This is a genomic window from Burkholderia sp. MSMB1459WGS, from assembly GCF_001534535.1.
Lineage (GTDB): Bacteria > Pseudomonadota > Gammaproteobacteria > Burkholderiales > Burkholderiaceae > Burkholderia.
The window spans coordinates 45,501-72,499 of the sequence record NZ_LPMU01000026.1; the positions used below are offsets into that span (position 1 = coordinate 45,501).

At 67.0% G+C, this 26,999-nt stretch carries 22 protein-coding genes; 19 read left to right on the forward strand and 3 right to left on the reverse strand.

From position 1 onward, the window contains the following. The first annotated feature begins 2 nt into the window (after positions 1 to 2). The 3 genes from ccsB to msrQ all read left to right on the forward strand — a co-directional run bounded on the left by ccsB (position 3) and on the right by msrQ (position 3,055). The gene (gene ccsB / locus WT97_RS11860) at positions 3 to 1,193 is read left to right on the forward strand and encodes a c-type cytochrome biogenesis protein CcsB (RefSeq protein ID WP_060353511.1); all 1,191 of its coding nucleotides are present in this window, start codon (positions 3 to 5) and stop codon (positions 1,191 to 1,193) included. Positions 1,194 to 1,352: 159 nt separating this feature from the next. Continuing rightward, entirely contained in the window at positions 1,353 to 2,348 is a 996-nt protein-coding gene (msrP, locus tag WT97_RS11865; RefSeq protein WP_059499783.1) for a protein-methionine-sulfoxide reductase catalytic subunit MsrP, read from the forward strand. Between the two features lie 20 nt (positions 2,349 to 2,368). After that, complete coding sequence (msrQ, locus tag WT97_RS11870; protein ID WP_059499768.1) at positions 2,369 to 3,055, forward strand: protein-methionine-sulfoxide reductase heme-binding subunit MsrQ; 687 nt, start codon at positions 2,369 to 2,371, stop codon at positions 3,053 to 3,055. Between the two features lie 82 nt (positions 3,056 to 3,137). Here msrQ and WT97_RS11875 read toward each other — a convergent pair whose 3' ends face one another. Further along, positions 3,138 to 3,416 (reverse strand): lipoprotein, encoded by a 279-nt coding sequence (locus tag WT97_RS11875; protein WP_059790955.1) that lies wholly within the window; start codon positions 3,414 to 3,416, stop codon positions 3,138 to 3,140. A 36-nt stretch (positions 3,417 to 3,452) separates the two neighbouring features. Here WT97_RS11875 and cyaY point away from each other — a divergent pair, with 36 nt between their 5' ends. Continuing rightward, the gene (cyaY, locus tag WT97_RS11880; RefSeq protein WP_059499766.1) at positions 3,453 to 3,779 is read left to right on the forward strand and encodes an iron donor protein CyaY; all 327 of its coding nucleotides are present in this window, start codon (positions 3,453 to 3,455) and stop codon (positions 3,777 to 3,779) included. Between the two features lie 81 nt (positions 3,780 to 3,860). Here cyaY and WT97_RS11885 read toward each other — a convergent pair whose 3' ends face one another. Then, the gene (locus tag WT97_RS11885) at positions 3,861 to 6,254 is read right to left on the reverse strand and encodes a penicillin-binding protein 1A (RefSeq protein WP_059795111.1); all 2,394 of its coding nucleotides are present in this window, start codon (positions 6,252 to 6,254) and stop codon (positions 3,861 to 3,863) included. A gap of 218 nt (positions 6,255 to 6,472) precedes the next feature. Between WT97_RS11885 and WT97_RS11890 the strand changes: the two genes are divergently transcribed. The 12 genes from WT97_RS11890 to ugpQ all read left to right on the forward strand — a co-directional run bounded on the left by WT97_RS11890 (position 6,473) and on the right by ugpQ (position 18,634). Beyond that, positions 6,473 to 7,396: a hypothetical protein gene (locus WT97_RS11890; protein ID WP_060031531.1), complete on the forward strand. Its 924-nt coding sequence runs from the start codon at positions 6,473 to 6,475 to the stop codon at positions 7,394 to 7,396. Next, entirely contained in the window at positions 7,396 to 8,049 is a 654-nt protein-coding gene (locus WT97_RS11895) for a hypothetical protein (RefSeq protein WP_060353512.1), read from the forward strand. The genes WT97_RS11890 and WT97_RS11895 overlap by 1 nt, the downstream gene beginning before the upstream one ends. Then, positions 8,046 to 8,912 carry a hypothetical protein gene (locus tag WT97_RS11900; RefSeq protein WP_060353513.1) on the forward strand — a complete coding sequence of 289 codons (867 nt, stop codon included), beginning with the start codon at positions 8,046 to 8,048 and terminating at the stop codon, positions 8,910 to 8,912. The genes WT97_RS11895 and WT97_RS11900 overlap by 4 nt, the downstream gene beginning before the upstream one ends. Beyond that, a complete protein-coding gene (locus tag WT97_RS11905) occupies positions 8,909 to 10,549 on the forward strand; it encodes a type IV pilus secretin PilQ (protein WP_060353514.1) in 1,641 nt (546 codons plus the stop codon). The genes WT97_RS11900 and WT97_RS11905 overlap by 4 nt, the downstream gene beginning before the upstream one ends. Positions 10,550 to 10,589: 40 nt before the next feature. Then, positions 10,590 to 11,144, forward strand: coding sequence for a shikimate kinase (locus tag WT97_RS11910; RefSeq protein WP_059499760.1), 555 nt, complete (start codon positions 10,590 to 10,592; stop codon positions 11,142 to 11,144). Next, positions 11,141 to 12,220: a 3-dehydroquinate synthase gene (gene aroB, locus WT97_RS11915; RefSeq protein WP_059499759.1), complete on the forward strand. Its 1,080-nt coding sequence runs from the start codon at positions 11,141 to 11,143 to the stop codon at positions 12,218 to 12,220. Before WT97_RS11910 ends, aroB begins: the two co-directional genes overlap by 4 nt. Before the next feature lie 40 nt (positions 12,221 to 12,260). Continuing rightward, complete coding sequence (locus WT97_RS11920; protein ID WP_059499758.1) at positions 12,261 to 13,469, forward strand: deoxyguanosinetriphosphate triphosphohydrolase; 1,209 nt, start codon at positions 12,261 to 12,263, stop codon at positions 13,467 to 13,469. A gap of 88 nt (positions 13,470 to 13,557) precedes the next feature. Next, on the forward strand, positions 13,558 to 14,892 hold the full coding sequence (ugpB, locus tag WT97_RS11925) for a sn-glycerol-3-phosphate ABC transporter substrate-binding protein UgpB (protein ID WP_060353515.1): 1,335 nt from the start codon (positions 13,558 to 13,560) through the stop codon (positions 14,890 to 14,892). Between the two features lie 97 nt (positions 14,893 to 14,989). Beyond that, on the forward strand, positions 14,990 to 15,874 hold the full coding sequence (ugpA, locus tag WT97_RS11930; RefSeq protein WP_059795123.1) for a sn-glycerol-3-phosphate ABC transporter permease UgpA: 885 nt from the start codon (positions 14,990 to 14,992) through the stop codon (positions 15,872 to 15,874). Beyond that, on the forward strand, positions 15,871 to 16,716 hold the full coding sequence (gene ugpE, locus WT97_RS11935) for a sn-glycerol-3-phosphate ABC transporter permease UgpE (protein WP_034209753.1): 846 nt from the start codon (positions 15,871 to 15,873) through the stop codon (positions 16,714 to 16,716). Before ugpA ends, ugpE begins: the two co-directional genes overlap by 4 nt. Positions 16,717 to 16,750: 34 nt before the next feature. Beyond that, positions 16,751 to 17,836 (forward strand): sn-glycerol-3-phosphate import ATP-binding protein UgpC, encoded by a 1,086-nt coding sequence (locus WT97_RS11940; RefSeq protein ID WP_059795125.1) that lies wholly within the window; start codon positions 16,751 to 16,753, stop codon positions 17,834 to 17,836. Between the two features lie 27 nt (positions 17,837 to 17,863). Continuing rightward, positions 17,864 to 18,634, forward strand: a complete 771-nt coding sequence (ugpQ, locus tag WT97_RS11945) for a glycerophosphodiester phosphodiesterase (protein WP_060353516.1) — start codon at positions 17,864 to 17,866, stop codon at positions 18,632 to 18,634. 188 nt (positions 18,635 to 18,822) lie between these two features. Here ugpQ and WT97_RS11950 read toward each other — a convergent pair whose 3' ends face one another. Then, positions 18,823 to 19,548, reverse strand: coding sequence for an OmpW family protein (locus WT97_RS11950; RefSeq protein ID WP_059499754.1), 726 nt, complete (start codon positions 19,546 to 19,548; stop codon positions 18,823 to 18,825). Between the two features lie 193 nt (positions 19,549 to 19,741). Between WT97_RS11950 and WT97_RS11955 the strand changes: the two genes are divergently transcribed. From WT97_RS11955 to WT97_RS11965, 3 genes are all read left to right on the forward strand, one after another. Then, positions 19,742 to 20,455: a transposase gene (locus tag WT97_RS11955; protein ID WP_027783329.1), complete on the forward strand. Its 714-nt coding sequence runs from the start codon at positions 19,742 to 19,744 to the stop codon at positions 20,453 to 20,455. Positions 20,456 to 20,743: 288 nt separating this feature from the next. Continuing rightward, a complete protein-coding gene (locus WT97_RS11960; protein WP_059795128.1) occupies positions 20,744 to 25,447 on the forward strand; it encodes a glutamate synthase-related protein in 4,704 nt (1,567 codons plus the stop codon). 85 nt (positions 25,448 to 25,532) lie between these two features. Continuing rightward, a complete protein-coding gene (locus WT97_RS11965; protein WP_034209758.1) occupies positions 25,533 to 26,999 on the forward strand; it encodes a glutamate synthase subunit beta in 1,467 nt (488 codons plus the stop codon).

Genomic DNA, 26,999 nt, shown 5'->3' on the forward strand with positions numbered 1-26,999 from the left:
TCATGGATCTCACGCAAGTTTCCTCTTCCCGTACGGCGTCGGCTGCGGCGCCGGCATCGTCGCCGCTGTTCGACGACCGTCCGTTCCTCGCGCGCCTGTCGCTGTTCGACTGGCTGTTCGCACTGGCGCTGGTGGCGGGCGCGGGCTATGCGCTCGTGCACTACAACGCGCACATGGATTACTACGACAAGGCGGTGATGATCGGCACCGTGCCGGCGCTCGTCGCGCTCGGCTGGCGCTGGAAGCCCGCGCGGCTGATGATGGCGTCGATCGCCGTGCTGTCGCTGCTGTCGATCCAGATCTACCAGGGCGATCTCGCCCGCGCCGATTCGGCGTTCTTCCTCAAGTATTTCCTGTCGAGCCAGTCGGCGATCCTGTGGATGAGCGCGCTGTTCGTGCTCGCGACGATCTTCTACTGGATCGGCCTGCTCGCACGCTCCGAAACGGGCGCCGCGATCGGCCAGAAGCTCACGTGGGTTGCCGTGCTGATGGGCTTCACGGGGTTGATGGTGCGCTGGTACGAGTCCTACCTGATCGGTGCGGATGTCGGGCACATCCCCGTGTCGAACCTCTATGAAGTGTTCGTGCTGTTCAGCCTGATCACCGCGCTGCTTTATCTGTATTACGAAGGCCACTACGGCACGCGCTCGCTCGGCGCGTTCGTGCTGCTGGTCATCAGTGCGGCGGTCGGCTTCCTGATGTGGTACTCGGTCGCGCGCGATGCGCAGCAGATCCAGCCGCTCGTACCGGCACTGCAAAGCTGGTGGATGAAGATCCACGTGCCGGCGAACTTCATCGGCTACGGCAGCTTCGCGCTGTCGGCGATGGTGTCGGTCGCGTACCTGATGAAGGAGCGCGGGGTCCTCGCCGATCGCCTGCCGACGCTGGAAGTGCTCGACGACGTGATGTACAAGTCGATCGCGGTCGGTTTCGCGTTCTTCACGATCGCGACGATCCTCGGTGCGCTGTGGGCGGCCGAGGCGTGGGGCGGCTACTGGAGCTGGGATCCGAAGGAAACCTGGGCGCTGATCGTGTGGCTGAACTATGCGGCGTGGCTGCACATGCGGCTGATGAAGGGCCTGCGCGGCGCGGTGGCCGCGTGGTGGGCACTTACCGGCCTGCTGGTCACGACGTTCGCGTTCCTCGGCGTCAACATGTTCCTGTCTGGGCTGCACAGCTACGGCAAGCTGTAAGGTTTCCGCCGCTCGTCCGACCATATGACCGCCGGTGCACTGCGTGCCCGGCGGTTTTCTTTTGTAACGGGCGGGCGAACCGGGCGTCGAACGGCGCGTGACGGGCCGGGTCGAACGCTTATGAAGCATGCGCGCCGCGCATGCGGGAGGAGCTGCACGATGTGGATCAAACGCCCTTTGCGTAACGTACTGACCGGCGCGGATATCGCGCCGAGCGAGATCACCCCGCGCGCGGTGTTCGAGAACCGGCGGCGCGTGCTGCAGGCAGCCGGCCTCGCGGCCGCAGGCGGCCTGTTCGGCGCCAGCGGCGCGGCGCTCGCCGCGTATGCGTCGCCCGATCCGCGGGCGGCGAAGCTCGCGGCAAAAACGAACCCGACATTCGTCGCCATCGACAAGGTGACGCCGTTCAAGGACATCACGTCCTACAACAACTTCTACGAATTCGGCACCGACAAGAGCGATCCGGCGCAGAACGCCGGCACGCTGCGGCCGCGCCCCTGGCGTGTGAGTGTCGAAGGCGAGGTGCAGCACCCGAAGGTGTTCGATCTCGACGAGTTGCTGAAGCTCGCGCCGCTCGAGGAGCGCGTGTACCGGCTGCGCTGCGTCGAGGGCTGGTCGATGGTGATTCCGTGGATCGGCGTGCCGCTGTCCGAGCTGATCAAGCGCGTGCAGCCGACCGGCAACGCGAAATACGTGCAGTTCGTCACGCTGGCCGATCCGTCGCAGATGCCGGGCCTGTCGACGCCCGTGCTCGACTGGCCGTATTCGGAAGGGCTGCGCATGGACGAGGCGATGAATCCGCTGACGCTGCTGACGATGGGCGTCTACGGGCAGGTGCTGCCGAACCAGAACGGCGCACCGGTGCGGATCGTCGTGCCGTGGAAGTACGGCTTCAAGAGCGCGAAGTCGCTCGTGAAGATCCGCTTCGTCGACAAGCAGCCGAAGACGAGCTGGAACACGTACGCGGCAAACGAATACGGCTTTTATTCGAACGTGAACCCGAATGTCGATCATCCACGCTGGAGCCAGGCGACCGAGCGGCGCATCGGCGAGGACGGCTTCTTCACGCCGAAGCGCAAGACGCTGATGTTCAACGGCTACGGCGATCTGGTCGCATCGATGTATCAGGGCATGGACCTGAAGAAGAATTTCTGAGTGCGACCGTGAGAAACGACATGCCTCCTTCGACGCTCACGTCCGCCCGCGCCGCGGGCGACGGGCCGCTCGCGCGCACGGCGCGGGCCGGTGCGATCCGTCCCGCCGCGCCGCGCTGGCTCGCACCGGCCAAGGTGCTGGTGTTCGCGGCCGGCCTCTATCCGCTCGCGCGCATCGTGCTGTTCGGGCTGACCGATCGGCTCGGCGCGAACCCGATCGAATTCGTCACGCGCTCGACGGGTTTGTGGACGCTCGTCCTGTTGTGCATCACGCTTGCCGTCACGCCGGTGAGGCGCATGACGGGTTTCGCGCCGCTGCTGCGCTTTCGCCGGATGATCGGGCTGTTCGCGTTCTTTTACGCGACGCTGCATTTCACGACCTACCTGTGGTTCGACAAGTGGTTCGACGTCGTCGCGATCCTGAAGGACGTCGGCAAGCGTCCGTTCATCACGGTCGGCTTCGCGGCGTTCGTGCTGCTGATTCCGCTCGCCGCGACGTCGCCGCGCGCGATGGTGCGCCGGCTCGGTCGCCACTGGGCGACGCTGCACAGCGCGATCTACGCGATCGCGCTGTTCGGCGTGCTGCACTTCTGGTGGATGCGGGCCGGCAAGCACGATCTCGCGCAGCCGAAGCTCTACGCGGCGATCGTCGCCGCGCTGCTCGGCTGGCGACTGGTTGCGTGGGGATGGCGGCGCGTGCGCGCATGACGGGGCGGCCCGGAAAAAACGAAAGGCGATGACCGAATGGTCATCGCCTCGTTTCGAGCGCCGCGCGGGCGGCAGCGCGGCGTTACTTCGTGGCGGCCGGGCCCGATGCCGGGGCGGGCAGCGTCGATGCGCTGCTCGACAACTCGGGCGACAGCGTGAGCGGCGAGCCGGATGTGTCGGGCATCTCGTCGGACGACGCGTTTTCGTCGGTCGGTTTCACGTCCGACGGCGGCGTGTCCTGTTGCTGGATCGGCTTGGGCATCGGAGGCACGGTGGGCAGATAGAGCGCGCCGCTTTGACCGCAGCCGGCAAGAATCGCCAAAGCCGCTACAATCGCGCTCATCCGGAAAACGACTCGCATGATCGTCCCTGAACAATTTAACCGATAGAGTTTAGCATGTCCGATACTGAATACCTGGCCCGTGCAGAGGCCGTGCTGGCGGCCGTCGAGCGTACCGTGGACGTCGCGAACGACGGCGATCACGACATCGACCTGGAGCGCAACGGCAGTGTGCTGACGCTGACGTTCGAGAACGGCTCGAAGATCATCGTCAACCTGCAGCCGCCGATGAAGGAGGTGTGGATTGCCGCGAAGGCGGGCGGATTCCACTATCGTTTCATCGACGGCGCATGGCGCGATACGCGCACGGGCACCGAGTTCTTCGCAGCGCTCACCGAGTACGCGACCCAGCAGGCCGGCCTGCCGATCACGTTCAGCGCGTGACGGCCGGGGCACTGGGCTCCCAATGTCGTGCCCGAAGAAAAAGCGCCCCGCGGGGCGCTTTTTTCATGTCCGGGCCGCCGGTCAGTGGCCGCGGAACAGGTTCATGATGTCCTGCTTTTCCTGTTCGTCGACGTGCGGCACCGCCTCGTCGACGTTCTGCGCGGCCGGCGCCTGCGGCACGCCGACCGTCGACACGAAGCCGTGACCCGGCGTGAACTCGGTGAAGTACAGTTCGCCGCCGAGCGATTCGACGCCGTCAGGCGCCGTCGGCTTGAACTCGGGCACGCCCTTCAGCGCCGCACCCATGTAGTCGATCCAGACCGGCAGCGACAGGCCGCCGCCGGTTTCGCGATCGCCGAGGCTGCGCGGATTGTCGTAGCCGATCCATGCGATCGCGGCGAGCGTGTGCTGGTAGCCGGCGAACCACGCGTCGTGCGAGTCGTTCGTCGTACCGGTCTTGCCCGCGAGGTCGGTGCGCTTCAGCACGTTGGTCCGCGCGCCCGTGCCGCGCTGCGCGACGCTCTGCAGCAGGCTGTTCATGACGTAGGCGTTGCGCGCGTCGATCGCGCGCGGCGCGTTCTGCTCGGCGACGAGCGGCTGCGCGCGCGCGACGATCGCGCCGTTCGGATCGGTGACTTCGGCGATCAGGTACGGATTGACGCGGTAGCCGCCGTTCGCGAAGACCGAATACGCGCCCGCCATCTGTAGCGGCGTGACCTGACCGGCACCGAGTGCCATCGGCAGGTAGGCGGGATGGCGCTCGGCGTCGAAGCCGAAACGGGTGATGTATTGCTGTGCGTATTTCGTGCCGATGTGGTTCAGGATCCGGATCGACACGAGGTTGCGCGAGCGCTGCAGCGCGGTGCGCATCGACATCGGGCCCTCGAAGCCGCCGCCGTAGTTCTTCGGCTCCCACGGCTGGCCGCCGGTTTCCGCGGCGCTGAAATACAGCGGGCCGTCGTTGATCACGGTGGCCGGCCCGAGGCCCTTGTCGAGCGACGCCGAATAGATGAACGGCTTGAACGACGAACCCGGCTGCCGCCACGCCTGCGTGACGTGGTTGAACTTGTTCTTGTTGTAGTCGAAGCCGCCGACGAGCGAGCGGATCGCCCCATCCTGCGGGACGATCGACAGGAACGCGCCTTCGACCTGCGGCAACTGCGTGATCGACCATTTGCCGGCGTCGTTCTTCACGACGCGGACGATCGCGCCGGGGCGGATGCGGCGGTTCGGCTGCGCGTTGGCGGACAGCGCGCCCGACGCGAAGCGCAGGTTGTCGCCCTCGATCGTCGCAGTGCTGCCGTCGATGAACGCAACCGTGATCTGGCGCGGGCTCGCGGCCGTCACGACCGCGGCGATCAGCTCGCCGTTGTCGGGGTGCTCGAGCAGCGCGTCGTCGATCGCCTGTTCGCGATCGTCGGCGCCGGCCGGCAACTCGATGAAGCCCTCCGGCCCGCGATAGCCGTGGCGGCGCTCGTAATCCATGATGCCCTTGCGCAGCGCGGTGTACGCGACCTGCTGGTCCGCGGAATCGATCGTCGTGACGACGTTGAAGCCGCGCGTGTAGGTTTCCTCGCGATACTGCGCGTACATCATCTGTCTGACCATTTCGGCGACGTATTCGGCGTGCACGCTGAAATCGCGGCCCGGCCCCTTGACGACGAGCGGCTGCGCGGCGGCTTCGTCGTACTGTTCGCGCGTGATGAAGTTCAGCTCGAGCATCCGCTGCAGGATGTATTCCTGGCGCACCTTCGCGCGCTTCGGGTTCACGACCGGGTTGTACGCGGACGGCGCCTTCGGCAGCCCCGCGAGCATCGCGGCTTCCGCGAGCGTGATGTCCTTCAGGTCCTTGCCGAAATAGACCCGCGCGGCGCTCGCGAAGCCGTACGCGCGCTGGCCGAGATAGATCTGATTCATGTAGACCTCGAGAATCTGATCCTTCGTCAGCGCGCGCTCGATCCGGTACGCGAGCAGCATCTCGTAGATCTTGCGCGTGTAGGTCTTCTCGCTCGACAGGAAGAAGTTGCGTGCGACCTGCATCGTGATCGTGCTCGCGCCCTGCGACGCGTGGCCGTTCGTCAGCGCGACGAAGCCGGCGCGGACGATGCCGGTGAGATCGACGCCGCCGTGATCGTAGAAGCGCGCGTCTTCGATCGCGAGAATCGCCTTCTTCAGCGAGTCGGGTACGTCCTTGAAATGGACGACGTCGCGACGTTCCTCGCCGAATTCGCCGATCAGCACGTGATCCGACGTATAGATGCGCAGCGGCACCTTCGGCCGATAGTCGGTCAGCGCGTCGAGCGACGGCATGTTCGGCCACGCCACGACGAGCGCGTAGCCGAGCACGAGGCCGCCGGCCACGACGAGGGCCACGCACATCGCGGCGAAGCCGAGCAGGACTTTTTGCCACCAGGGTCGCTTCTTCGGCTCCGGGGCGGGAGGCGGGGACGTAGGAGTCGTGGATTGCATAGGCATACCGGAAAACAGTCCCGCGATTATAGCTGCCCGGTAAGACCGGTCCTGACGCGGGGCCGCTCGTCGGAAAGCCGTGGGGCGGCGTGCCGTCAGCATAGTCCTGCATGGCCCCCGTGAGCGGATGCTGGCCATTTGGCCGACTGTCGGCCGCACGCGTCGCTTTGCAGAATCAGGTCTCGGAAACGCGGCGTGGGCCGCGACGATCTCGGGAGGCTGGGATGGCAGGACGATGGGTGGCGCGGTTTGCACAGGGCAGGCACCGGTCGACGGGAATCGACGTCGGTGCGCACGAAGTAAGGGTGGCCGTGCTGAGCCGGCGCGGCCGGGACGCGGATGTGCGCGTCGAGGGGCTCGAGCGGGAACCGGTCGGATTGGCGGACGGGCCGGAAGACGCGCGATGGGCGGCGGTCGCGCGGTCGCTGGCGGCGGCCGTGGCGCGGCTGTCGGCGTCCGATGTGCGGTGCGACGCGCGCGGCGTGATGGCGCTGCACGACGAAGAGATGCGTACCGCGACGCTCGATCTGGCCGGGCGCGGCGATATCCCGGACGCCGCGCGGCAGGCGGCCGAGCGCATCTCGGGGCTGGCGCCGGACAGTCTCGCGTTCGACTGGCGGCACTACGGCGGCGCGCGGTCCGGCGAGATCGCGGTGGCGGTGGCGCCGCTGGCGCTGCTCGAGCGGCGGATCGACGTGGCCGCCCAGGCCGGTATCGACCTGACGGTGATCGACGGCGAGTCGGCCGCCGTGCTGCGCGCGCTGCGCTATGCCGCGCAGTTCGAACTCGACGCCCAGGGCGCCTACGCCGCGCTCTGGTTCTGCGACGCGGGCGTGCGCGGCTGGCGAATCGATGGCCCGTCGATCACCCCGGCGCTCACACTGTCCGGCACGTTGCCGGAGGCACTTCCCGATGCGTTGCGCCGACGCGTGCTCGGGGCCGTGCGGTGCGTATTCGTCGCCGGGGACGAGCGATGTATCGCCCGCTTCGATACGTCCGTCGCCGGGATTGGCGATGTGCTCGGCACGGCAGTGGTCCCGTTCGACTGCACGGGCTGGGACGGCCAGCCGTGCGCGCGCGCCGGCATGCCGGGCGGCCCGGCGTTTGCCGTTGCATTCGGGCTGGCGTTGCGCGGGGTGTCGGAATGATGGCCAATCACGTGGCGGCAAACGGAGGCGGGGCGGTGGCGGCCGAGCAGGCGGTACGGGCGGTATTCGGCGACTTCAACCTGCTGCCGTACCGCGAACGATTGGCGCAGGCGTTGCGGCGTCGTCGGGCCGCGCAGTGCGGTGTGGCGATCCTGCTCGGCGTGCTCGGCGCCGGCGTGTGGACGGGCGCTGCTGTGTTATCGCGATGGCGGGTGGACGCCGAGCGCGCCGGCGTGGAGGCACGGTTGCGGCAGTTGCAGCCACAAGTGGCCGTTGCGACGCACGCCGCCCACGCCGCCGCCGCCATCGCGCAGCGCGAAGCGCAGGCGGCTGCGCTGGCCGCGCCTTACCGGCGCGTGACAGGGTTGCTGGCGACCCTGAAGCAGGTGCGCGCCGATCATATCCGGCTCGACGCACTGCGCATGACGACGACCGGCGCCGTGCTCGACGCGCGCGCCGCGAGTTACCGGGCGGCTGCGCGGTGGCTCGCCGCGATGGCGCGCGAGCAGCGCGACTGGCGGATCGATATCGAGACGTTGAAGCCTGCGTCGGATGCGCCGGCTGCCGCGGCCGGGATGCCGTTCCGGTTCTCGGTGCAGTTGCGCTGGCACGACGCGATGTCGTCGCGGACGGTGCCGGGAGGTGGCGCATGACGGCGCTCGTGCGTTGGCCGGCGCTGCGCTCAGGCGCCGGGCCGGGCCGCATGCCGCACGTGTCGCCGGCGGCCGTGCATGCCGCGGGTTGCGTGCTGGCATTCGGCGCCGTGTTGGCAGGCGGCATTCATCTGGCGAATACGGCCGACTGGAGCGGCCTGGCACATAGTCGCGCGTTGCTCGCCGCAGCGCAGGCGCGTGCGGCCGACGCGCAACGCGTGCTCGCTTCCGCCGGACAGCGGCGCGACGGGCATCGTGCGTCGACGCGCGACGATCGCTTGCCGCATGCGCCGGAATGGGCCGAGTTGATGCTGGAGCTGGCCGATCTCGTTGCATCGAGCGGGCTGCAGGGCGTGTCGATCGAACCGCAGCGCGCCGATGGCGCGGCACCGGACGGCCGGCGCACCGTGCGCATCGTCGCGGATGGCGGTTTTCGCGCGCTGGTGCATATGGTCGGCGGGCTGGCGCGCTTCCCGGTGTTGGCCGTACCGTCGGCGCTGCGTATCGAGCGTGGCATGTCGGCGGCGCGCGTGGATATGTCCGTCGACGTGTTTCCGGCGCTGCCGGCAGCAACCGCCGCGGCGGCCGACACGCCGGTTCGCGCCGCTGCGTCCGACGCCGATCCGTTCGGCGAGGCTGGCCCGACCGAAGCGGCGGGGCGCGCAGCCCGCCTTGCCGGCACGATTCGCGATGCGCGTACCGGTCTCGCGTTGTTCGACGACGGCGACGGCGTGTTCACGGCCGTCGCACCTGGCGAGGTGCTGGGGGCTGCGCGCGTGGTGCGTGTCGATCGCGCTGCCGTGACGCTTGCAACGGCAGACGGGTCGCAGCGGCTCGTCCTGGACGACGGAGGCCGGCCATGACGAAACACGGCTGTTGGGTGTTTGTCGTCTGGGCCGGCGTGACGGCGGCTAACGCTGGCGCGTCGTTGCCGCCGTTACCGCCGCTGCCGGCGGTCTGGCCGGCCGGGTCGACGGCGGTGTCGGTGCCGGGCCTGTCGCAGCCGTTGCGCGTGGCTGACGGCGTGGACGGCGCGGTAGCGGAGGACGCCGGCCCCTCGCCGTTCGATCAGGCCGCGCGTGCGGCGCTGCAGACCGAAACCGTCCCACCGCTTTCCACGCTCGAGGGGCCGCCGATCCCGCTGGCGCCGCCGGCCCGAATGAGCGACGCCGCGGCGCGGCAACCCGGCGATGCCGACGACGCGCGCCGGATCTCGCTGAATCTGCAGGGCGCCGGGCTCGCGGCTGCGTTCGACGCGATCGCGCGGTTCACGGGGCTCAATATCGTCGTCGGCGAGCAGGTGCGCGGCACGGTGACGTTACGTCTGAACAATGTCCGCTGGCGCGAAGCGTTCGACACGCTGCTCGACACGCACGGGCTCGCGATGTCCCGGCGCGGAAACGTGATCTGGGTCACGCCGGCAGCCGAACTGGCTGCGCGCGAACGCGAGCGCTTCGAAATGCATGCGCGGGCCGCCGATCTGGAGCCGCTCGCGAGCCGTACGTTCGCGCTGCACTATCCGCGCGCGCAGGACGTGCAACGGCTGCTGGCCGGCGCGACCGGCCAGCGTCTGCTGTCGAAGCGTGGCGCCGCGGCGGCCGATCCGCGCACGAACCTGCTGTTCGTGACCGATCTCGCGCCGCGCCTCGCTCAGATCGCGGCCCTGATCGACGCGATCGACCGGCCGTCGCGGCAGGTCCGCATCGAGGCCCGCATCGTCGAGGGCGAGCAGGGTTTCTCGCGCAACCTTGGCGCGCGCGTCGCGCTGCGTGCGCAGGGACGGCCGTCGTCGGCCGAGGGCGCGTCATTCACGGCGGATGCGCGCAACGCGCTGGATCTCGCCGCGCGGCCGCTCGGCGGTTTCGACGCGGCGACTGCCGGCTTCACGCTGTTCGCCGCGCCGCTTAGCCGCGTACTCGACATCGAGCTGAGTGCGCTCGAGGCACAGGGGCGGGGCCAGATCGTTTCGCGTCCGCGGGTAGTGACGGCGGACCGCGTCAAGGCCATCGTCGAACAGGGTTCCGAACTGCCGTACCAGGCGAAGGTCGGCAATGGCATGAGCGGCGTGCAGTTCCGTCGCGCGACGCTCAAGCTGGAGGTCGAGCCGCAGATCACGCCGGACGGGCGCGTGGTGCTCGATCTCGACGTGACCAAGGATAGCGTCGGCGAGCCGACCGCGGCCGGCCCTGCCATCCATACGAAGCACGTGCAGACGCGCGTCGAGGTCGAGAATGGCGGGACGGTCGCGATCGGCGGCATCTATGAACAACTGAACCGGAACGATGTGACGCGCGTGCCGCTCTTGGGCAGAATACCGTTTCTGGGCGCGCTTTTCCGGCACCGCGCGCAGCGCGATCAACGCAACGAACTGGTCGTCTTCATCACGCCGACCGTCGTCGAGGCGCGTTGCGGCGCATCCGACACGGGCGACGTGGACGCCGAGAAAACGGGGCCGGAAGCCGGCGGCGCAGGCTCGACAAGGCAGCCGCTTTGCCAGTAAGCTGCGCCACACACCAGCAAGATTGAAGCAGAGGAAGCCGTTGCAAGCGCGGGACCCACATGCAAACGTATTTTTCGTCGGCCTTATGGGAGCGGGTAAGACCACCGTGGGCCGTGCGGTCGCGCGTCGTCTCGACAGGACGTTCTTCGACTCCGACCACGAAATCGAGGCCCGTACGGGCGCGCGCATTCCGGTGATCTTCGAGCTGGAGGGCGAGGCCGGGTTTCGCGATCGCGAAACGCAGGTCATCGCCGATCTCGCGCAGCGCGAGAACATCGTGCTCGCGACGGGCGGCGGCGCGGTGCTGCGCCCGGAAAATCGCGACAGCCTGAAAACCAACGGCATCGTCGTCTACCTGCGCGCCAATCCGCACGATCTGTGGCTGCGCACGCGCAAGGACAAGAACCGCCCGCTGTTGCAGACGGAAGATCCGAAGGGGCGTCTCGAAGCGCTGTACGAAGTGCGCGACCCGCTGTACCGCGAATGCGCGGATTTCGTCATCGAGACTGGCCGTCCGTCGGTCAACGGTCTCGTCAACATGGTGCTGATGCAACTCGAACTGGCCGGCGTCGTCGCCAAGCCGCTACAAGCATGATTACTGTCAACGTCGATCTGGGCGACCGCGCCTATCCGATTCATATTGGCGCCGGCCTGATCGGCCGCACCGAGCTGTTCGCTCCCCACGTCAAGGGTTCGTCCGTCACGATCGTCACGAACACGACGGTCGATCCGCTCTACGGCGACGCGCTGCGCGCGGCGCTCGCGCCACTCGGCAAGCGCGTGTCGACGGTCGTGCTGCCGGACGGCGAGGCGTACAAGAACTGGGAAACGCTGAACCTGATCTTCGACGGCCTGCTCACGGAGCACGCGGATCGCAAGACGACGCTCGTCGCGCTCGGCGGCGGCGTGGTCGGCGACATGACGGGTTTTGCCGCCGCGTGCTACATGCGTGGCGTGCCGTTCATCCAGGTGCCGACGACGCTGCTGTCGCAGGTCGATTCGTCGGTCGGCGGCAAGACGGGCATCAATCACCCGCTTGGCAAGAACATGATCGGCGCGTTCTACCAGCCGCAGGCCGTGATCGCGGACATCGGCGCGCTGACGACGCTGCCCGATCGCGAACTGGCGGCGGGCGTCGCCGAAGTCATCAAGACGGGCGCAATCGCCGATGCCGGGTTCTTCGACTGGATCGAGGCGAACGTCGGTGCGCTGAACCGTCGCGAGCCGGCTGCGCTCGCGCATGCGGTGAAGCGTTCGTGCGAGATCAAGGCGAGCGTCGTCGCGGCCGACGAGCGCGAAGGCGGCCTGCGCGCGATTCTGAATTTCGGCCACACGTTCGGCCATGCGATCGAGGCCGGGCTCGGCTACGGCGAATGGCTGCACGGCGAGGCGGTCGGCTGCGGGATGGTGATGGCGGGCGACCTGTCGGTGCGGCTCGGTCTCTTCGACGAAGCGTCGCGGCAGCGCCTCGATGCGGTGATCGCGGCCGCGCATCTGCCGACCCGCGGGCCTGCGCTCGGCGACGCGCGCTACATGGACCTGATGCGCGTCGACAAGAAGGCCGAGTCCGGCGCGATCAAGTTCATCCTGCTGAAGCGATTCGGCGATACGCTGATCACGCAGGCGCCGGACGAAGCGGTATTCGCTACACTGGCGCAGACGACCCACTAACGGTGGCCCGGATGTGCCGGCGCCTTGACATGGAGGAGACGTGAGCGAGACATCCAGCCGCACACTGCCCGAAGCCGGCCGCGCCTGCGCCGCGCCGGTGGCCGAGCCGCCGACGCTGGCGGCGCTGGAAGCCCATCTCGCTCCGTATGCCGCACACGCGTCGCAGTCGCGTGGCCGCCGCCATCCGGAAACCCCGCCGGCGGCGCGCACCGAATTCCAGCGCGATCGCGACCGCATCGTCCATTCGACCGCGTTTCGCCGGCTCGAATACAAGACGCAGGTCTTCGTCAATCACGAAGGCGACCTGTTCCGCACACGCCTCACGCACAGCCTCGAAGTCGCGCAGATCGCGCGCTCGGTCGCGCGCAACCTGCGCCTGAACGAGGATCTCGTCGAAGCGATCTCGCTCGCGCACGATCTCGGCCATACGCCGTTCGGCCATGCCGGGCAGGACGCGCTGAATGCGTGCATGCGCGAGCACGGCGGCTTCGAGCACAACCTGCAAAGCCTCGCCGTGGTCGACGAGCTCGAGGAGCACTACGGCGCGTTCAACGGATTGAACCTGTGCTTCGAGACGCGCGAAGGCATTCTGAAGCACTGTTCGCGCGAGAATGCGCGCAAGCTCGGCGCGCTCGGCGAGCGCTTCCTGCAAGGCCGCCAGCCGTCGCTCGAAGCGCAGCTCGCGAACATCGCCGATGAAATCGCGTACAACAACCACGACGTCGACGACGGCCTGCGCTCCGGGCTGATCACGATCGAGCAGCTCGCGGAAGTCGAGCTGTGGCAGCGTCACTACGAAGCGGCGCTCGCCGAATTCCCGCATCTCGAAGGCCGCCGTCTCGTGCACGAGACGGTGCGCCGCATCATCAACACGCTGATCGTCGATCTGATCGACGAGACGACGCGCAATCTCGCGCGCGTCGCGCCTGCGTCGCTCGACGACGTGCGCGACGCACCGCCGCTCGTGTCGCACAGCCCCGAGGTCGCCGCGCAGGCGGCCGCCCTCAAGCGCTTCCTTTTCAAGAACCTGTATCGCCACTACAAGGTGATGCGCATGGCGAGCAAGGCGCAGCGCGTCGTCACGGGGTTGTTCGACGCGTTCATCGACGATCCGCGCCTGCTGCCGCCGCCGTACCAGTCCGACGACGCGGCGCAGCAGCCGCGTCTCGTCGCGCATTACATCGCCGGCATGACCGACCGCTTCGCGCTGAAGGAATACCAGCGCCTGTTCGTCGTCAACGACAACTGACTGTCACAAACGATCACTAGACTTCGCCGGTTCAATGGCGACGGGAATGTTGCACACGCTGTTGGTAACGTTTTCATAGGAGAGGTCGATGAAGAAGAAGCCTGCGGGGACACTGGTTCGGTCGATCGCGCTCGGCGGCGCGTTGATGTTCGGGGCGCAGCACGTCGCGCTCGCCGCGACGGAAATCCAGTTCTGGCATGCGATGGAGGCCGCGCTCGGCGAGCGGGTCAATGCGATCGCCGACCAGTTCAACGCGTCGCAAAGCGACTACAAGATCGTGCCTGTCTTCAAGGGCACCTACGACCAGGCGCTCGCGGCCGGCATTGCGGCCTATCGCAGCGGCAACGCGCCGGCGATCCTGCAGGTGTATGAAGTCGGCACGGCGACGATGATGCAGGCGAAGAAGGCGGTGGTGCCCGTCTACGACGTGTTCAAGCAGGCCGGCGTGACGCTCGACGAAAAGGCATTCGTGCCGACCATCGCGAGCTACTACAGCGACGCGAAGACGGGCCACCTGGTCTCGATGCCGTTCAACAGCTCGACGCCGGTGCTGTACTACAACAAGGACGCGTTCAAGAAGGCGGGCCTCGATCCGAACCAGCCGCCGAAGACGTGGGCCGACGTGAAGGCGGATGCCGAGAAGCTGCGCAAGTCGGGGATGGCCTGCGGCTTCACGACCGGCTGGCAGGGCTGGATCCAGCTCGAAAACTACAGCGCGTGGCACGGGCTGCCGTTCGCGAGCCGCAACAACGGCTTCGACGGTACGGACGCGGTGCTCGAGTTCAACAAGCCGCAGCAGATCGCGCATATCGCGTTCCTGCAGCAGATGGCGAAGGACGGCACGTTCACGTACGCGGGCCGCAAGGATGAAGCGTCGGCGAAGTTCTACAGCGGCGACTGCGGGATTCTGACGACGTCGTCGGGGGCGCTCGCGAACGTGCAGAAATTCGCGAAGTTCAGCTACGGCACGGGGATGCTGCCGTACGATGCGGACGTGAAGGGCGCGCCGCAGAACGCGATCATCGGCGGCGCGAGCCTGTGGGTGCTGGCCGGCAAGGATCCGGCGACCTACAAGGGCGTCGCGAAATTCCTCGCGTACCTGGCCACGCCTGCCGTCGCCGCGAAGTGGCACCAGGATACGGGCTACCTGCCGGTCACGACCGCCGCGTACGACCTGACGCGCCAGCAGGGCTTCTACGCGAAGAACCCGAGCGCCGAAACCGCGATCAAGCAGATATTGAACAAGCCGCCGCTGCCGTACACGAAGGGGCTGCGGCTGGGCAACATGCCGCAGATCCGCACGATCGTCGACGAGGAGTTCGAACAGGTCTGGGCGCAGAAGAAGTCGCCGAAGGACGCGCTCGATTCGGCCGCCTCGCGCGGCGACGAACTGCTGCGCCGCTTCGAGAAGTCGGGCGGCTGAGCACGCATCGCGTTCGTGCCGCCGGCGGCGCCGCGCGTCAGCGCGTGCCGTCCGGCGGCACGGCTTCCCTTCCGTTTCGCCTGACCGGACACCCGCGATGCAATCCCGTTCCCGTTTCGGTACGAGCCCGGTGCCGTACCTGCTGATCGCGCCGCAGCTCGCGATCACCGCCGTGTTCTTCCTGTGGCCGGCCGGCGTCGCGCTGTGGCAGTCCACGCAGATGCAGGACGCGTTCGGCACGTCGAGCGAGTTCGTCGGCTTCGCGAACTTCGCGCACCTGTTCGCCGATCCGCTGTATCTCGATTCGTTCCGCACGACGCTCGTGTTCAGTTCGCTCGTCACGGTGAGCGGGCTCGTCGTGTCGCTGCTGCTCGCCGCATGCGCCGACCGCGTGATCCGCGGCGCGCGCGCGTACCGCACGCTGCTGATCTGGCCGTACGCGGTCGCGCCGACGATCGCGGCCGTGCTGTGGGCGTTCCTGTTCAACCCGAGCATCGGCCTGATCACGTATGCGCTCGCGAAGGGCGGCATCGTGTGGAACCATGCGCTGAACGGCGGTCAGGCGATGTTTCTCGTCGTGCTGGCGTCGGTATGGAAGCAGGTGAGCTACAACTTCCTGTTCTTCTACGCGGGGCTGCAGGCGATCCCGCGCTCGCTGATCGAGGCGGCGGCGATCGACGGCGCGGGGCCGGTGCGGCGCTTCTTCAACATCGTGCTGCCGCTGCTGTCGCCGACGAGTTTCTTCCTGCTGGTCGTGAACCTCGTCTACGCGTTCTTCGACACCTTCCCGGTAATCGACGCGGCCACGGGCGGCGGCCCGGCGCAGAGCACCAGGACGCTGATCTACAAGATCTTCGCGGAAGGCTTCCAGGGGCTCGACATCGGCAGCTCGGGCGCGCAGTCGGTCGTGCTGATGATCATCGTCGTGGGGCTCACGGTGATCCAGTTCCGCTTCGTCGAACGCAGGGTGCAATACGCATGATCGAGAATCGCAAGGGCTTCGACCTGTTCTGCCACGCGGTGCTGATCGCCGGTGTCGTCCTGATCGTGTTTCCCGTCTACGTCGCGTTCTGCGCGGCGACGATGAATGCGCAGGAAGTGTTCACGGTGCCGCTGTCGCTCGTGCCGAGCACGCACCTGTTCGAGAACGTCGCGTACATCTGGGGGCACGGCAGCGGCGGCACGACGGCGCCGTTCGGGCGCCTGCTCGTGAACAGCTTCGCGATGGCGCTCGGGATCGCGGTCGGCAAGATCGCGGTGTCGATCCTGTCCGCGTACGCGATCGTCTATTTCCGCTTCCCGTTTCGCAACACGGCGTTCTGGCTGATCTTCGTCACGCTGATGCTGCCGGTGGAAGTGCGGATCTTCCCGACCGTGCAGGTCGTGTCGACACTGCATCTGACGAACACCTATGCGGGGCTCGCGATGCCGCTGATCGCATCGGCGACCGCGACGTTCCTGTTCCGTCAGTTCTTCATGACGCTGCCCGACGAGCTGATGGATGCGGCGCGTATCGACGGCGCGGGGCCGCTGCGGTTCTTCTGGGACGTCGTGCTGCCGCTGTCGAAAACGAGCATCGCCGCGCTGTTCGTGATCACGTTCATCTACGGCTGGAACCAGTATCTGTGGCCGATCCTGATCACGACGGAAGCGTCGCTGTCGACGGCGGTGGTCGGCATCAAGACGATGATCGCGAGCGGCGACGCCGCGACCGAATGGCAATACGTGATGGCGGCGACGCTGCTGGCGATGATTCCGCCGCTCGTCGTCGTGCTGGCGATGCAGCGCTGGTTCGTGCGCGGCCTCGTCGATTCCGAGAAATGAACGACCGACGGTAACTCCGGGAGAAGGACCAGGTATGGCTGCACTGAGCTTGAAGGGCGTCAGGAAATCCTACGACGGCAAGCAGCACGTGCTGCACGGCATCGACGTGGAGATCGCCGACGGCGAATTCATCGTGCTGGTCGGCCCGTCGGGCTGCGGCAAGTCGACGTTGTTGCGGATGATCGCGGGGCTCGAGTCGGTGACGGACGGCGAGATCGCGATCGGCGACCGGGTCGTCAACACGCTGGAGCCGAAGGATCGCGACATCGCGATGGTGTTCCAGAACTACGCGCTGTATCCGCACATGACGGTCGCGCAGAACATGGGCTACGGGCTGAAGATTCGCGGCATCGAGCGCGCGACGATCGATTCGCGGGTGGCCGCGGCCGCGAAGATTCTCGAGCTCGAGCCGCTGCTCGCGCGGCGGCCGCGCGAGTTGTCGGGCGGCCAGCGGCAGCGCGTTGCGATGGGGCGCGCGATCGTGCGCGAGCCGTCGGTGTTCCTGTTCGACGAGCCGTTGTCGAACCTCGACGCGAAGCTGCGCGTGCAGATGCGGCTCGAAATCCAGCGGCTGCACGCGCGACTCGCGACGACGAGCGTGTACGTGACGCACGACCAGATCGAAGCGATGACGCTCGCGCAGCGGGTGATCGTGATGAACCGCGGCTACGCGGAGCAGATCGGCGCGCCGGTCGACGTGTACGAGAAGCCGGCGACCGTGTTCGTCGCGGGCTTCATCGGCTCGCCCGCGATGAACCTGATGCACGGCCGGCTGTCGGAAGACGGCGCGACCTTCACGGTCGCGGGTGGCGGCCCCGCGCTGCCGGTCGCCGGCGCGCCCGGCATCGGCAGCGAGATCGCCACCGGGCGCGACTGGGTGCTCGGCGTGCGTCCCGAACACATGACGCCGCAGCCGGGCGTCGCGCAGGCGACGCTGCCGGTCGATTCGTGCGAGCTGCTCGGCGCGGACAATCTCGCGCACGGCCGCTGGGGCAATCACGACGTCGCGGTGCGCCTGCCGCACGCGGACCGCCCCGCGCGTGGCACGGCGCTGGCGGCGGCGTTGCCCGCGCACCGGCTGCATTTCTTCGATCCCGAAACCGGCAAGCGCGCCGGCTGAAACTGTCCGACTGCCGGGAGACCGACGATGACGATCCGCACCGACTGGCCCTATCCGCGCGTCGTCGCCCATCGCGGCGGCGGCACGCTCGCGCCGGAGAACACGCTTGCCGCGCTCGACGAGGGCGCGCGGCGCGGTCACCGGATGGTCGAGTTCGACGCGAAGCTGTCGGCCGACGACGTGACGTTCCTGCTGCACGACGACACGGTCGACCGGACGTCGAACGGCCATGGAGCGGCGGCGGGCATGCGTTATGCGACGCTGGCCGCGCTCGACGCGGGCGCGTGGCGCGATGCGCGCTTCGCGGGCGAACGGATGCCGACGCTCGAGGCCGCGGCGGCGCGCTGCATCGCGCACGGGCTGGCCGCGAACGTCGAGATCAAGCCGTGCCCGGGGCGCGAGCGCGAAACGGGGCGGCGCGTGGCGGCCGACGCGGCCGCGTACTGGCGCGATGCCGCCGTGGCGCCGCTGTTGTCGTCGTTCTCGTTCGACGCACTGCAACAGGCGCGCGCGTCCGCGCCGGCGCTGCCCCGCGGAATTCTCTACGAAATCGTGCCGGACGACTGGCATGCGCAGGTCGTCGACGCGCTCGGCTGCGTGTCGTTGCATGCAGACCACACCCGCCTCGACGAACCGCTCGTGCGCGCGATCAAGGCTGCCGGGCTACGCATCCTGGTTTACACGGTGAACGACCTCGAACGGGCGCGCGAGTTGGCGCGCTGGGGCGTCGACGCGGTCTGCACGGACCGCATCGACCTGATCGCGCCCGATGCACTGGACGATATCGACGTCGTCTGACACCCACGGCGGCGGTCGCAGCTGCGGCGGCGTCCGGTAAAACCCTTGCCCGGGACGGGCCCGACGCGAAAAAACGACGCCCCGACGGGATTCCCGCCGGGGCGTTTTGCATCGTGGAGACGTTACGCCACGAAAAATCCGCTACAAATTGCAGCAGAATTAACCATTCCCCAAATATTCGACTACGCTTAGAAACGGTAGCCGACGTTCAGGTACGTGACGATCGGGTTCAGCGAGATGTGGGCCTTCGACGTTTCCGTCAGCGTCCCGACCGGCGTGCGGCGGGCCGTCGTGAAGGTCGCGGTCACGCTGACGGGGATGTACGAGAGCGACAGGCCCGCGAACCAGTGTTTCGTGAAGTTGTACGTGAAGCCGGCGTTGAAGACGGGCGCCCACTGATTGCTCGTCGTGGCGCTGGTCGGGCCGCCGAGCACGCCGTTCTCGAACGCGCCGTTGGTGATCTTGGCGCCGGTGAACCAGACGTACGTCGCGCCGACGCCGACATACGGACGGAACTTCGCATTGGCGTCGTTGAAGTGGTAGCGAAGCAATACGGCAGGACTCCACTGGTACGCGCGGCCGAGTACGCCGAATCTTTCGAACTGACCCTTGCCGGTAATGTCGAACTTCGGCGGTATCCCCATCACGAGCTCGGTGGAGATATGGTCGGTGATGAAGTAGCCCGTTGCGAGCCCGAGCGTGTCGGCGTCGTTGATACCGGCGCCGGTGTTGGGAATCGACTGGTTGATGGGCGTGCCGCCTACGCCGTAGACGAACAGCGGGTCGCTGCTGTCCTGCGGCGAAAGGTGGAACCAGCCGGTGCTGACGTAGAAATCGCCTGCGGATTGTGCATGTGCCGTACCGCCCGCGAATGCGAGCGCTACGGCCCCCGTAATGGCCAGTTTTCGTTTCATTGTGTCTCCTCCGATCAAAGGCGTGCTCATTATGACGACTGCGTTTAAAACCAAACAAGCTCGTAAGTTAGAGTTTTCTCCCTAGGATTCGCACGACCGTACGCTTACGCGCGCCGCAGGGACGGGCATTCTACGCAGGTGCGCAATTTCGGACCTCCGGGTATTTCCTAACGCGTTCAAACGGACATTCAGCATGGCACGGTTAGCACGACTCTACGTTCCCGACCAGCCGCAGCACGTGATACTGCGCGGCCTGGATCAGCAACCCGCGTTCGTCGACGACCAGGACTACGAACTCTTCATCGATTGCCTGAAGGCCGCCGCACGCGATCATCACCTGTCGGTGCATGCCTACGTGCTGCTGCCGCGCCAGGTGCAACTTCTCGTGACGCCGAGCGACGAGGCGAGTCTGCCGAAGGCGATGCAAGCCGTCGGCCGTCGCTACGTCGCGCATTTCAACCGGCGCTATTCGCGGCGCGGCACCCTGTGGGAAGGCCGCTATCGCGCGACGGTGATCGAAGGCGAGCGCTATTTCCTGCTCGCGAGCCGCGTGGTCGAGATGAGCCCGGTGCGCTCGCAGCTCGTCGCGACGCCCGAGGCCTATCGGTGGTCGAGCTACCGGCATCACGTCGGGCTCACCGTCGACAGCCTGATCACCGACCATCCGCTCTACTGGGCGCTCGGCAATACGCCGTTCGACCGCCAGCGCGCGTACAAGGAGCTGTGCGAGCAACCGCTCGACGAGCGGCAGGCCGACCAGCTGCAGCAGGCGACGCTGAAAGGCTGGGTGCTCGGCGGCGAGAATTACCGCGAGTGGGCGGCGCGTACCGCGAACCGGCGCGTGTCGCCGTTGCCGCGCGGGCGCCCCAGAAAGGTGCGCGAGAACACGCCGCCGATCCAGCAATAAGGCCGGAAAGGCGGGCCAGAAGCGGCGCTGCGGGCGCCGCTTCTTTTTGCACCAAAACGATACGGCACCAATAAAACGGCACCATATCAAGGCATTCATTTAATTGGGGTTCGATCAAGCGGTTTTTGTTGCTATTCCCTTGATTCGTCGCGTATATTCCGAATTCCGGTGGCCCGGGCGCAGCCTGCCCAACCACTGTCGGCCGCGCCGTCTCCCGTCGGGAGCGGGATCGATGGCAACAAGAAAACGGTTCAACGGCCTCCAGGCCCCCTTTACGACGGTGTCCCCATGAACGACCACCAGCAGCCGCTCGCCGCGGTGCCCGCCGCACAAGGTCTGTACGACCCGCAAAACGAACACGACGCCTGCGGCGTCGGCTTCGTCGCTCACATCAAGGGCAAGAAGAGCCACGAGATCATTCAGCAGGGTCTGAAGATCCTCGAGAACCTCGATCACCGCGGCGCGGTCGGCGCCGATCCGCTGATGGGCGACGGCGCGGGCATCCTGATCCAGATTCCGGACGCGTTCTATCGCGAGGAAATGGCGAAGCAGGGCGTGAATCTCCCGCCGGCCGGCGAATACGGGGTCGGGATGATCTTCCTGCCGAAGGAGAACGCATCGCGTCTCGCGTGCGAGCAGGAGCTCGAGCGTACGGTGAAGGCCGAAGGCCAGGTCGTGCTCGGCTGGCGCGACGTGCCGGTCGACCATGCGATGCCGATCTCGCCGACGGTGAAGGCGAGCGAGCCGCTGATCCGCCAGATCTTCATCGGCCGCGGCAAGGACATCATGGTGACGGACGCGCTCGAGCGGAAGCTGTACGTGATCCGCAAGACGGCGAGCCACCGCATCCAGGCGCTGAAGCTCAAGCACGGCAAGGAATACTTCGTGCCGTCGATGTCGGCGCGCACGGTCGTCTACAAGGGGCTGCTGCTCGCGGGCCAGGTCGGCGTGTATTACCGCGACCTGCAGGATCCGCGCGTCGTGTCGGCGCTCGCGCTCGTGCACCAGCGCTTCTCGACCAACACGTTCCCGGCGTGGGAGCTGGCTCACCCGTACCGGATGATCGCGCACAACGGCGAGATCAACACCGTGAAGGGCAACGTGAACTGGCTGAACGCGCGTACCGGCGCGATCGCGTCGCACGTGCTCGCCGACGATCTGCCGAAGCTGTGGCCGCTGATCTACCCGGGCCAGTCGGATACCGCCTCGTTCGACAACTGTCTCGAACTGCTGGTGATGGCCGGCTACCCGCTCGTGCACGCGGTGATGATGATGATCCCGGAAGCGTGGGAACAGCACACGCTGATGGACGAGAACCGCCGCGCGTTCTACGAGTACCACGCCGCGATGATGGAGCCGTGGGACGGCCCGGCCGCGATCGCGTTCACCGACGGCCGCCAGATCGGCGCGACGCTCGACCGTAACGGCCTGCGCCCCGCGCGCTACATCGTGACCGACGACGACCTCGTCATCATGGCGTCGGAAGCCGGCACGCTGCCGATCCCCGAATCGAAGATCGTCAAGAAGTGGCGCCTGCAGCCGGGCAAGATGTTCCTGATCGACATGGAACACGGCCGCATCATCGACGACAAGGAGCTCAAGGACAACCTCGCGAACGCGAAGCCGTACAAGAGCTGGATCGACGCGGTGCGCATCAAGCTCGACGAGATCGAGCCGAAGGCCGAGGAAGTCGCGGCCGGCCGCACGCAGGGCGCCGCGCTGCTCGATCGCCAGCAGGCGTTCGGCTATACGCAGGAAGACCTGAAGTTCCTGATGGCGCCGATGGCGCAGCAGGGCGAAGAGGCCGTCGGCTCGATGGGCAACGACTCGCCGCTCGCGGTGATGTCGAACAAGAACAAGACGCTCTATCACTACTTCAAGCAGTTGTTCGCGCAGGTCACGAACCCGCCGATCGACCCGATCCGCGAGAACATGGTGATGTCGCTCGTGTCGTTCATCGGCCCGAAGCCGAACCTGCTCGACACGAACAACATCAACCCGCCGATGCGTCTCGAAGTGTCGCAGCCGGTGCTCGACTTCAAGGACATCGCGAAGATCCGCGCGATCGACCAGTACACGGGCGGCAAGTTCAGCGCGTACGAACTGAACATCTGCTACCCGGTGGCGTGGGGCAAGGAAGGCATCGAGGCGCGCCTCGCGTCGCTGTGCGCCGAAGCCGTCGACGCGGTGAAGTCGGGCTACAACATCCTGATCGTGTCGGACCGCAAGACCGACGCCGAGCACGTCGCGATTCCGGCGCTGCTCGCCACGTCGGCGATCCACACGCACCTCGTCCAGCAAGGGCTGCGCACGAGCACGGGCCTCGTCGTCGAGACGGGCTCCGCGCGCGAAACGCACCACTTCGCGCTGCTCGCGGGCTACGGCGCGGAAGCCGTGCACCCGTACCTCGCGATGGAAACGCTCGCGAAGATGGCGGAAGGCCTGCCGGGCGACCTGTCGCCGGAGAAGGCCATCTACAACTTCACGAAGGCGGTCGGCAAGGGCCTGCAGAAGGTGATGTCGAAGATGGGCATCTCGACGTACATGTCGTACACCGGCGCACAGATCTTCGAAGCGCTCGGCCTGTCGAGCGACCTCGTCGAGAAGTACTTCAAGGGCACGGCGTCGAAGGTCGGCGGCATCGGCCTGTTCGAAGTCGCGGAAGAAGCGATCCGCCTGCACCGCGACGCGTTCGGCGACAGTCCGGTCCTGCGCGACATGCTCGACGCGGGCGGCGAGTACGCGTATCGCGTGCGCGGCGAAGACCACATGTGGACGCCGGATTCGATCGCGAAGCTGCAGCACGCGACGCGCAGCAACTCGTACCAGACGTACAAGGAATACGCGCACCTGATCAACGACCAGACCAAGCGTCACATGACGTTCCGCGGCCTGTTCGAGTTCAAGGTCGAGCCGACCAAGGCGATCCCGATCGACGACGTCGAGCCGGCGAAGGAGATCGTCAAGCGCTTCGCGACGGGCGCGATGTCGCTCGGTTCGATCAGCACCGAAGCGCACGCGACGCTCGCGGTCGCGATGAACCGGATCGGCGGCAAGTCGAACACCGGCGAAGGCGGCGAGGACCAGAAGCGCTACCGCAACGAACTGCGCGGCATTCCGATCAAGTCGGGCGAGACGCTGAAGTCGGTGATCGGCGACGAGATCGTCAGCGACATTCCGCTGAAGGACGGCGACTCGCTGCGCTCGAAGATCAAGCAGGTCGCGTCGGGCCGCTTCGGCGTCACCGCCGAGTACCTCGCATCGGCCGACCAGATCCAGATCAAGATGGCGCAGGGCGCGAAGCCGGGCGAAGGCGGCCAGCTGCCGGGCCACAAGGTGTCCGACTACATCGGCAAGCTGCGTTACTCGGTGCCGGGCGTCGGCCTGATCTCGCCGCCGCCGCACCACGACATCTACTCGATCGAGGATCTGGCGCAGCTGATCCACGACCTGAAGAACGTGAACCCGGTGGCGAGCATCTCGGTGAAGCTCGTGTCGGAAGTGGGCGTGGGCACGGTCGCGGCCGGTGTCGCGAAGGCGAAGGCCGACCACGTCGTGATCGCCGGCCATGACGGCGGCACGGGCGCGTCGCCGCTGTCGTCGGTGAAGCATGCGGGCACGCCGTGGGAACTCGGCCTCGCCGAAACGCAGCAGACGCTGGTGCTGAACCGCCTGCGCGGCCGCATCCGCGTGCAGGCCGACGGCCAGATGAAGACCGGCCGCGACGTCGTGATCGGCGCGCTGCTCGGCGCGGACGAATTCGGCTTCGCGACGGCGCCGCTCGTCGTCGAAGGCTGCATCATGATGCGCAAGTGCCACCTGAACACGTGCCCGGTCGGCGTCGCGACGCAGGATCCAGTGCTGCGTGCGAAGTTCAAGGGGCAGCCCGAGCACGTCGTGAACTACTTCTTCTTCGTCGCCGAGGAAGTGCGCGAGATCATGGCGCAGCTCGGCATCGCGAAGTTCGACGACCTGATCGGCCGCGCCGACCTGCTCGATACGCGCAAGGGCATCGAGCACTGGAAGGCGAAGGGCCTCGACTTCTCGCGCGTGTTCTACCAGCCGGAAGAATGCGAGGACGTCGCACGGCGTCACGTCGACGTGCAGGATCACGGCCTCGAGCGCGCGCTCGACCACGTGCTGATCGAAAAGGCGAAGGCCGCGATCGAGAACGGCGAGCATGTGTCGTTCATCCAGCCGGTGCGCAACGTGAACCGGACGGTCGGCGCGATGCTGTCGGGCGTGATCGCGAAGAAGCACGGCCACGACGGTCTGGCCGACGACGCGGTGCACATCCAGCTGAAGGGCACGGCCGGCCAGAGCTTCGGCGCGTTCCTCGCGAAGGGCGTGACGCTCGACCTCGTCGGCGACGGCAACGACTACGTCGGCAAGGGCCTGTCGGGCGGCCGGATCATCATCCGTCCGACCAACGACTTCCGCGGCAAGTCCGAAGAAAACATCATCTGCGGCAACACGGTGATGTACGGCGCGATCGAAGGCGAAGCCTTCTTCCGCGGCGTCGCGGGCGAGCGCTTCTGCGTGCGTAACTCGGGCGCGACGGCGGTCGTCGAAGGCACGGGCGACCACGGTTGCGAATACATGACGGGCGGCACGGTCGTCGTGCTCGGCGAGACCGGGCGCAACTTCGCGGCCGGCATGTCGGGCGGCATCGCGTACATCTACGATCCGGAAGGCACGTTCGCGGCGAAGTGCAACAAGTCGATGGTCGCGCTCGATCCGGTGCTGCAGCAGGCCGAGCAGGAGCGCACGGTCGACCGCGCGCTCTGGCACGAAGGCACGACCGACGAAGCGCTGCTCAAGGGGCTCGTCGAGCGTCATTTCCAGTTCACGGGTTCGCCGCGGGCGAAGTCGCTGCTGGAAAACTGGGACGCGGCGCGCCGCCAGTTCGTGAAGGTGTTCCCGCACGAATACAAGCGCGCGCTGGGCGAGATCGGTGCGAAGAAGGCGGCGAAGGAAGTGCTGGCCGCCTGAGCGACGAACGACATAGCGAATGCCGCGCGCGCCTGACGGCCGCGCGCGGCTCCCCCACCCGATACACCGAACAGAAGAGCACCTTATGGGCAAGGCAACCGGTTTTCTGGAGTTCGAACGCCGCCACGAGGCGTACGAAGCACCGCTCACGCGCGTGAAGCACTACAAGGAATTCGTCGCGGCGCTGACCGACGCGGACGCGAAGATCCAGGGCGCGCGCTGCATGGATTGCGGCATCCCGTTCTGCAACAACGGCTGCCCGGTCAACAACATCATTCCCGACTTCAACGATCTCGTTTACCGCCAGGACTGGCAGCAGGCGATCGAAGTCCTGCATTCGACCAACAACTTCCCCGAGTTCACGGGCCGCATCTGCCCGGCGCCGTGCGAGGCGGCCTGCACGCTCGGGATCAACGACGACCCGGTCGGCATCAAGTCGATCGAGCACGCGATCATCGACAAGGCCTGGGCGGAAGGCTGGGTGAAGCCGCTGCCGGCCGAGCACAAGACCGGCAAGAAGGTCGCGATCGTCGGTTCGGGCCCCGCGGGCCTCGCCGCCGCGCAGCAGCTCGCGCGGGCCGGCCACGACGTGACGGTGTTCGAGAAGAACGACCGCATCGGCGGCCTGCTGCGTTACGGGATTCCCGATTTCAAGCTCGAGAAGTGGCTGATCGACCGACGCATGCGCCAGATGGAAGCGGAAGGCGTGACGTTCCGCACGAGCGTGTTCATCGGCAAGGATCCGCTGCCCGAGTCGATCGGCAGCCTCGCGAAGGAAACCATTTCGCCGGACACGCTGAAGGAAGAATTCGACGCGGTCGTGATCGCCGGCGGTTCGGAAACGCCGCGCGACCTGCCGGTGCCGGGCCGCGAGCTCGCGGGCGTTCATTTCGCGATGGACTTCCTGCCGCAGCAGAACCGCGTGAACGCCGGCGACAAGCTGGTCGACCAACTGCTCGCGAAGGGCAAGCACGTGATCGTGATCGGCGGCGGCGATACGGGTTCGGACTGCGTCGGCACGTCGAACCGTCACGGCGCGAAGCAGGTCACGCAGTTCGAACTGCTGCCGCAGCCGCCGGAAGAGGAGAACAAGCCGCTCGTGTGGCCGTACTGGCCGATCAAGCTGCGCACGTCGTCGTCGCACGAGGAAGGCTGCGAGCGCGACTGGGCGGTCGCGACGAAGCGTCTCGAAGGCAAGAACGGCAAGGTCGAGAAGCTGATCGCGGTGCGCGTCGAGTGGAAGGACGGCAAGATGCAGGAAGTGCCGGGTTCCGAGTTCGAAATGAAGGCCGATCTCGTGCTGCTGGCGATGGGCTTCACGCAGCCAGCCGCGCCGGTGCTCGACGCATTCGGCGTCGCGAAGGATGCGCGCGGCAACGCGCGTGCGGCGACCGAAGGCGATCGTTCGTACTACACGTCGGTCGACAAGGTGTTCGCGGCAGGCGACATGCGGCGCGGCCAGTCGCTCGTGGTGTGGGCGATCCGCGAAGGCCGCCAGTGCGCGCGCTCGGTCGATGCGTACCTGATGGGGCATTCGGAACTGCCGCGCTGA

What these genes read in the sequence shown, in the direction of transcription:
- WT97_RS11885 (WP_059795111.1), bottom strand. Translation starts at nt 6,254, where the DNA reads ATGCCTATGCAATCCACGACTCCTACGTCCCCGCCTCCCGCCCCGGAG.
- ugpB (WP_060353515.1), top strand. Translation starts at nt 13,558, where the DNA reads ATGAAGAAGAAGCCTGCGGGGACACTGGTTCGGTCGATCGCGCTCGGC.
- aroB (WP_059499759.1), top strand. Translation starts at nt 11,141, where the DNA reads ATGATTACTGTCAACGTCGATCTGGGCGACCGCGCCTATCCGATTCAT.
- ugpQ (WP_060353516.1), top strand. Translation starts at nt 17,864, where the DNA reads ATGACGATCCGCACCGACTGGCCCTATCCGCGCGTCGTCGCCCATCGC.
- WT97_RS11955 (WP_027783329.1), top strand. Translation starts at nt 19,742, where the DNA reads ATGGCACGGTTAGCACGACTCTACGTTCCCGACCAGCCGCAGCACGTG.
- ugpA (WP_059795123.1), top strand. Translation starts at nt 14,990, where the DNA reads ATGCAATCCCGTTCCCGTTTCGGTACGAGCCCGGTGCCGTACCTGCTG.
- WT97_RS11960 (WP_059795128.1), top strand. Translation starts at nt 20,744, where the DNA reads ATGAACGACCACCAGCAGCCGCTCGCCGCGGTGCCCGCCGCACAAGGT.
- WT97_RS11890 (WP_060031531.1), top strand. Translation starts at nt 6,473, where the DNA reads ATGGCAGGACGATGGGTGGCGCGGTTTGCACAGGGCAGGCACCGGTCG.
- WT97_RS11905 (WP_060353514.1), top strand. Translation starts at nt 8,909, where the DNA reads ATGACGAAACACGGCTGTTGGGTGTTTGTCGTCTGGGCCGGCGTGACG.
- WT97_RS11940 (WP_059795125.1), top strand. Translation starts at nt 16,751, where the DNA reads ATGGCTGCACTGAGCTTGAAGGGCGTCAGGAAATCCTACGACGGCAAG.
- msrP (WP_059499783.1), top strand. Translation starts at nt 1,353, where the DNA reads ATGTGGATCAAACGCCCTTTGCGTAACGTACTGACCGGCGCGGATATC.
- WT97_RS11950 (WP_059499754.1), bottom strand. Translation starts at nt 19,548, where the DNA reads ATGAAACGAAAACTGGCCATTACGGGGGCCGTAGCGCTCGCATTCGCG.
- ugpE (WP_034209753.1), top strand. Translation starts at nt 15,871, where the DNA reads ATGATCGAGAATCGCAAGGGCTTCGACCTGTTCTGCCACGCGGTGCTG.
- ccsB (WP_060353511.1), top strand. Translation starts at nt 3, where the DNA reads ATGGATCTCACGCAAGTTTCCTCTTCCCGTACGGCGTCGGCTGCGGCG.
- cyaY (WP_059499766.1), top strand. Translation starts at nt 3,453, where the DNA reads ATGTCCGATACTGAATACCTGGCCCGTGCAGAGGCCGTGCTGGCGGCC.
- WT97_RS11875 (WP_059790955.1), bottom strand. Translation starts at nt 3,416, where the DNA reads ATGCGAGTCGTTTTCCGGATGAGCGCGATTGTAGCGGCTTTGGCGATT.
- WT97_RS11900 (WP_060353513.1), top strand. Translation starts at nt 8,046, where the DNA reads ATGACGGCGCTCGTGCGTTGGCCGGCGCTGCGCTCAGGCGCCGGGCCG.
- WT97_RS11895 (WP_060353512.1), top strand. Translation starts at nt 7,396, where the DNA reads ATGGCCAATCACGTGGCGGCAAACGGAGGCGGGGCGGTGGCGGCCGAG.
- msrQ (WP_059499768.1), top strand. Translation starts at nt 2,369, where the DNA reads ATGCCTCCTTCGACGCTCACGTCCGCCCGCGCCGCGGGCGACGGGCCG.
- WT97_RS11965 (WP_034209758.1), top strand. Translation starts at nt 25,533, where the DNA reads ATGGGCAAGGCAACCGGTTTTCTGGAGTTCGAACGCCGCCACGAGGCG.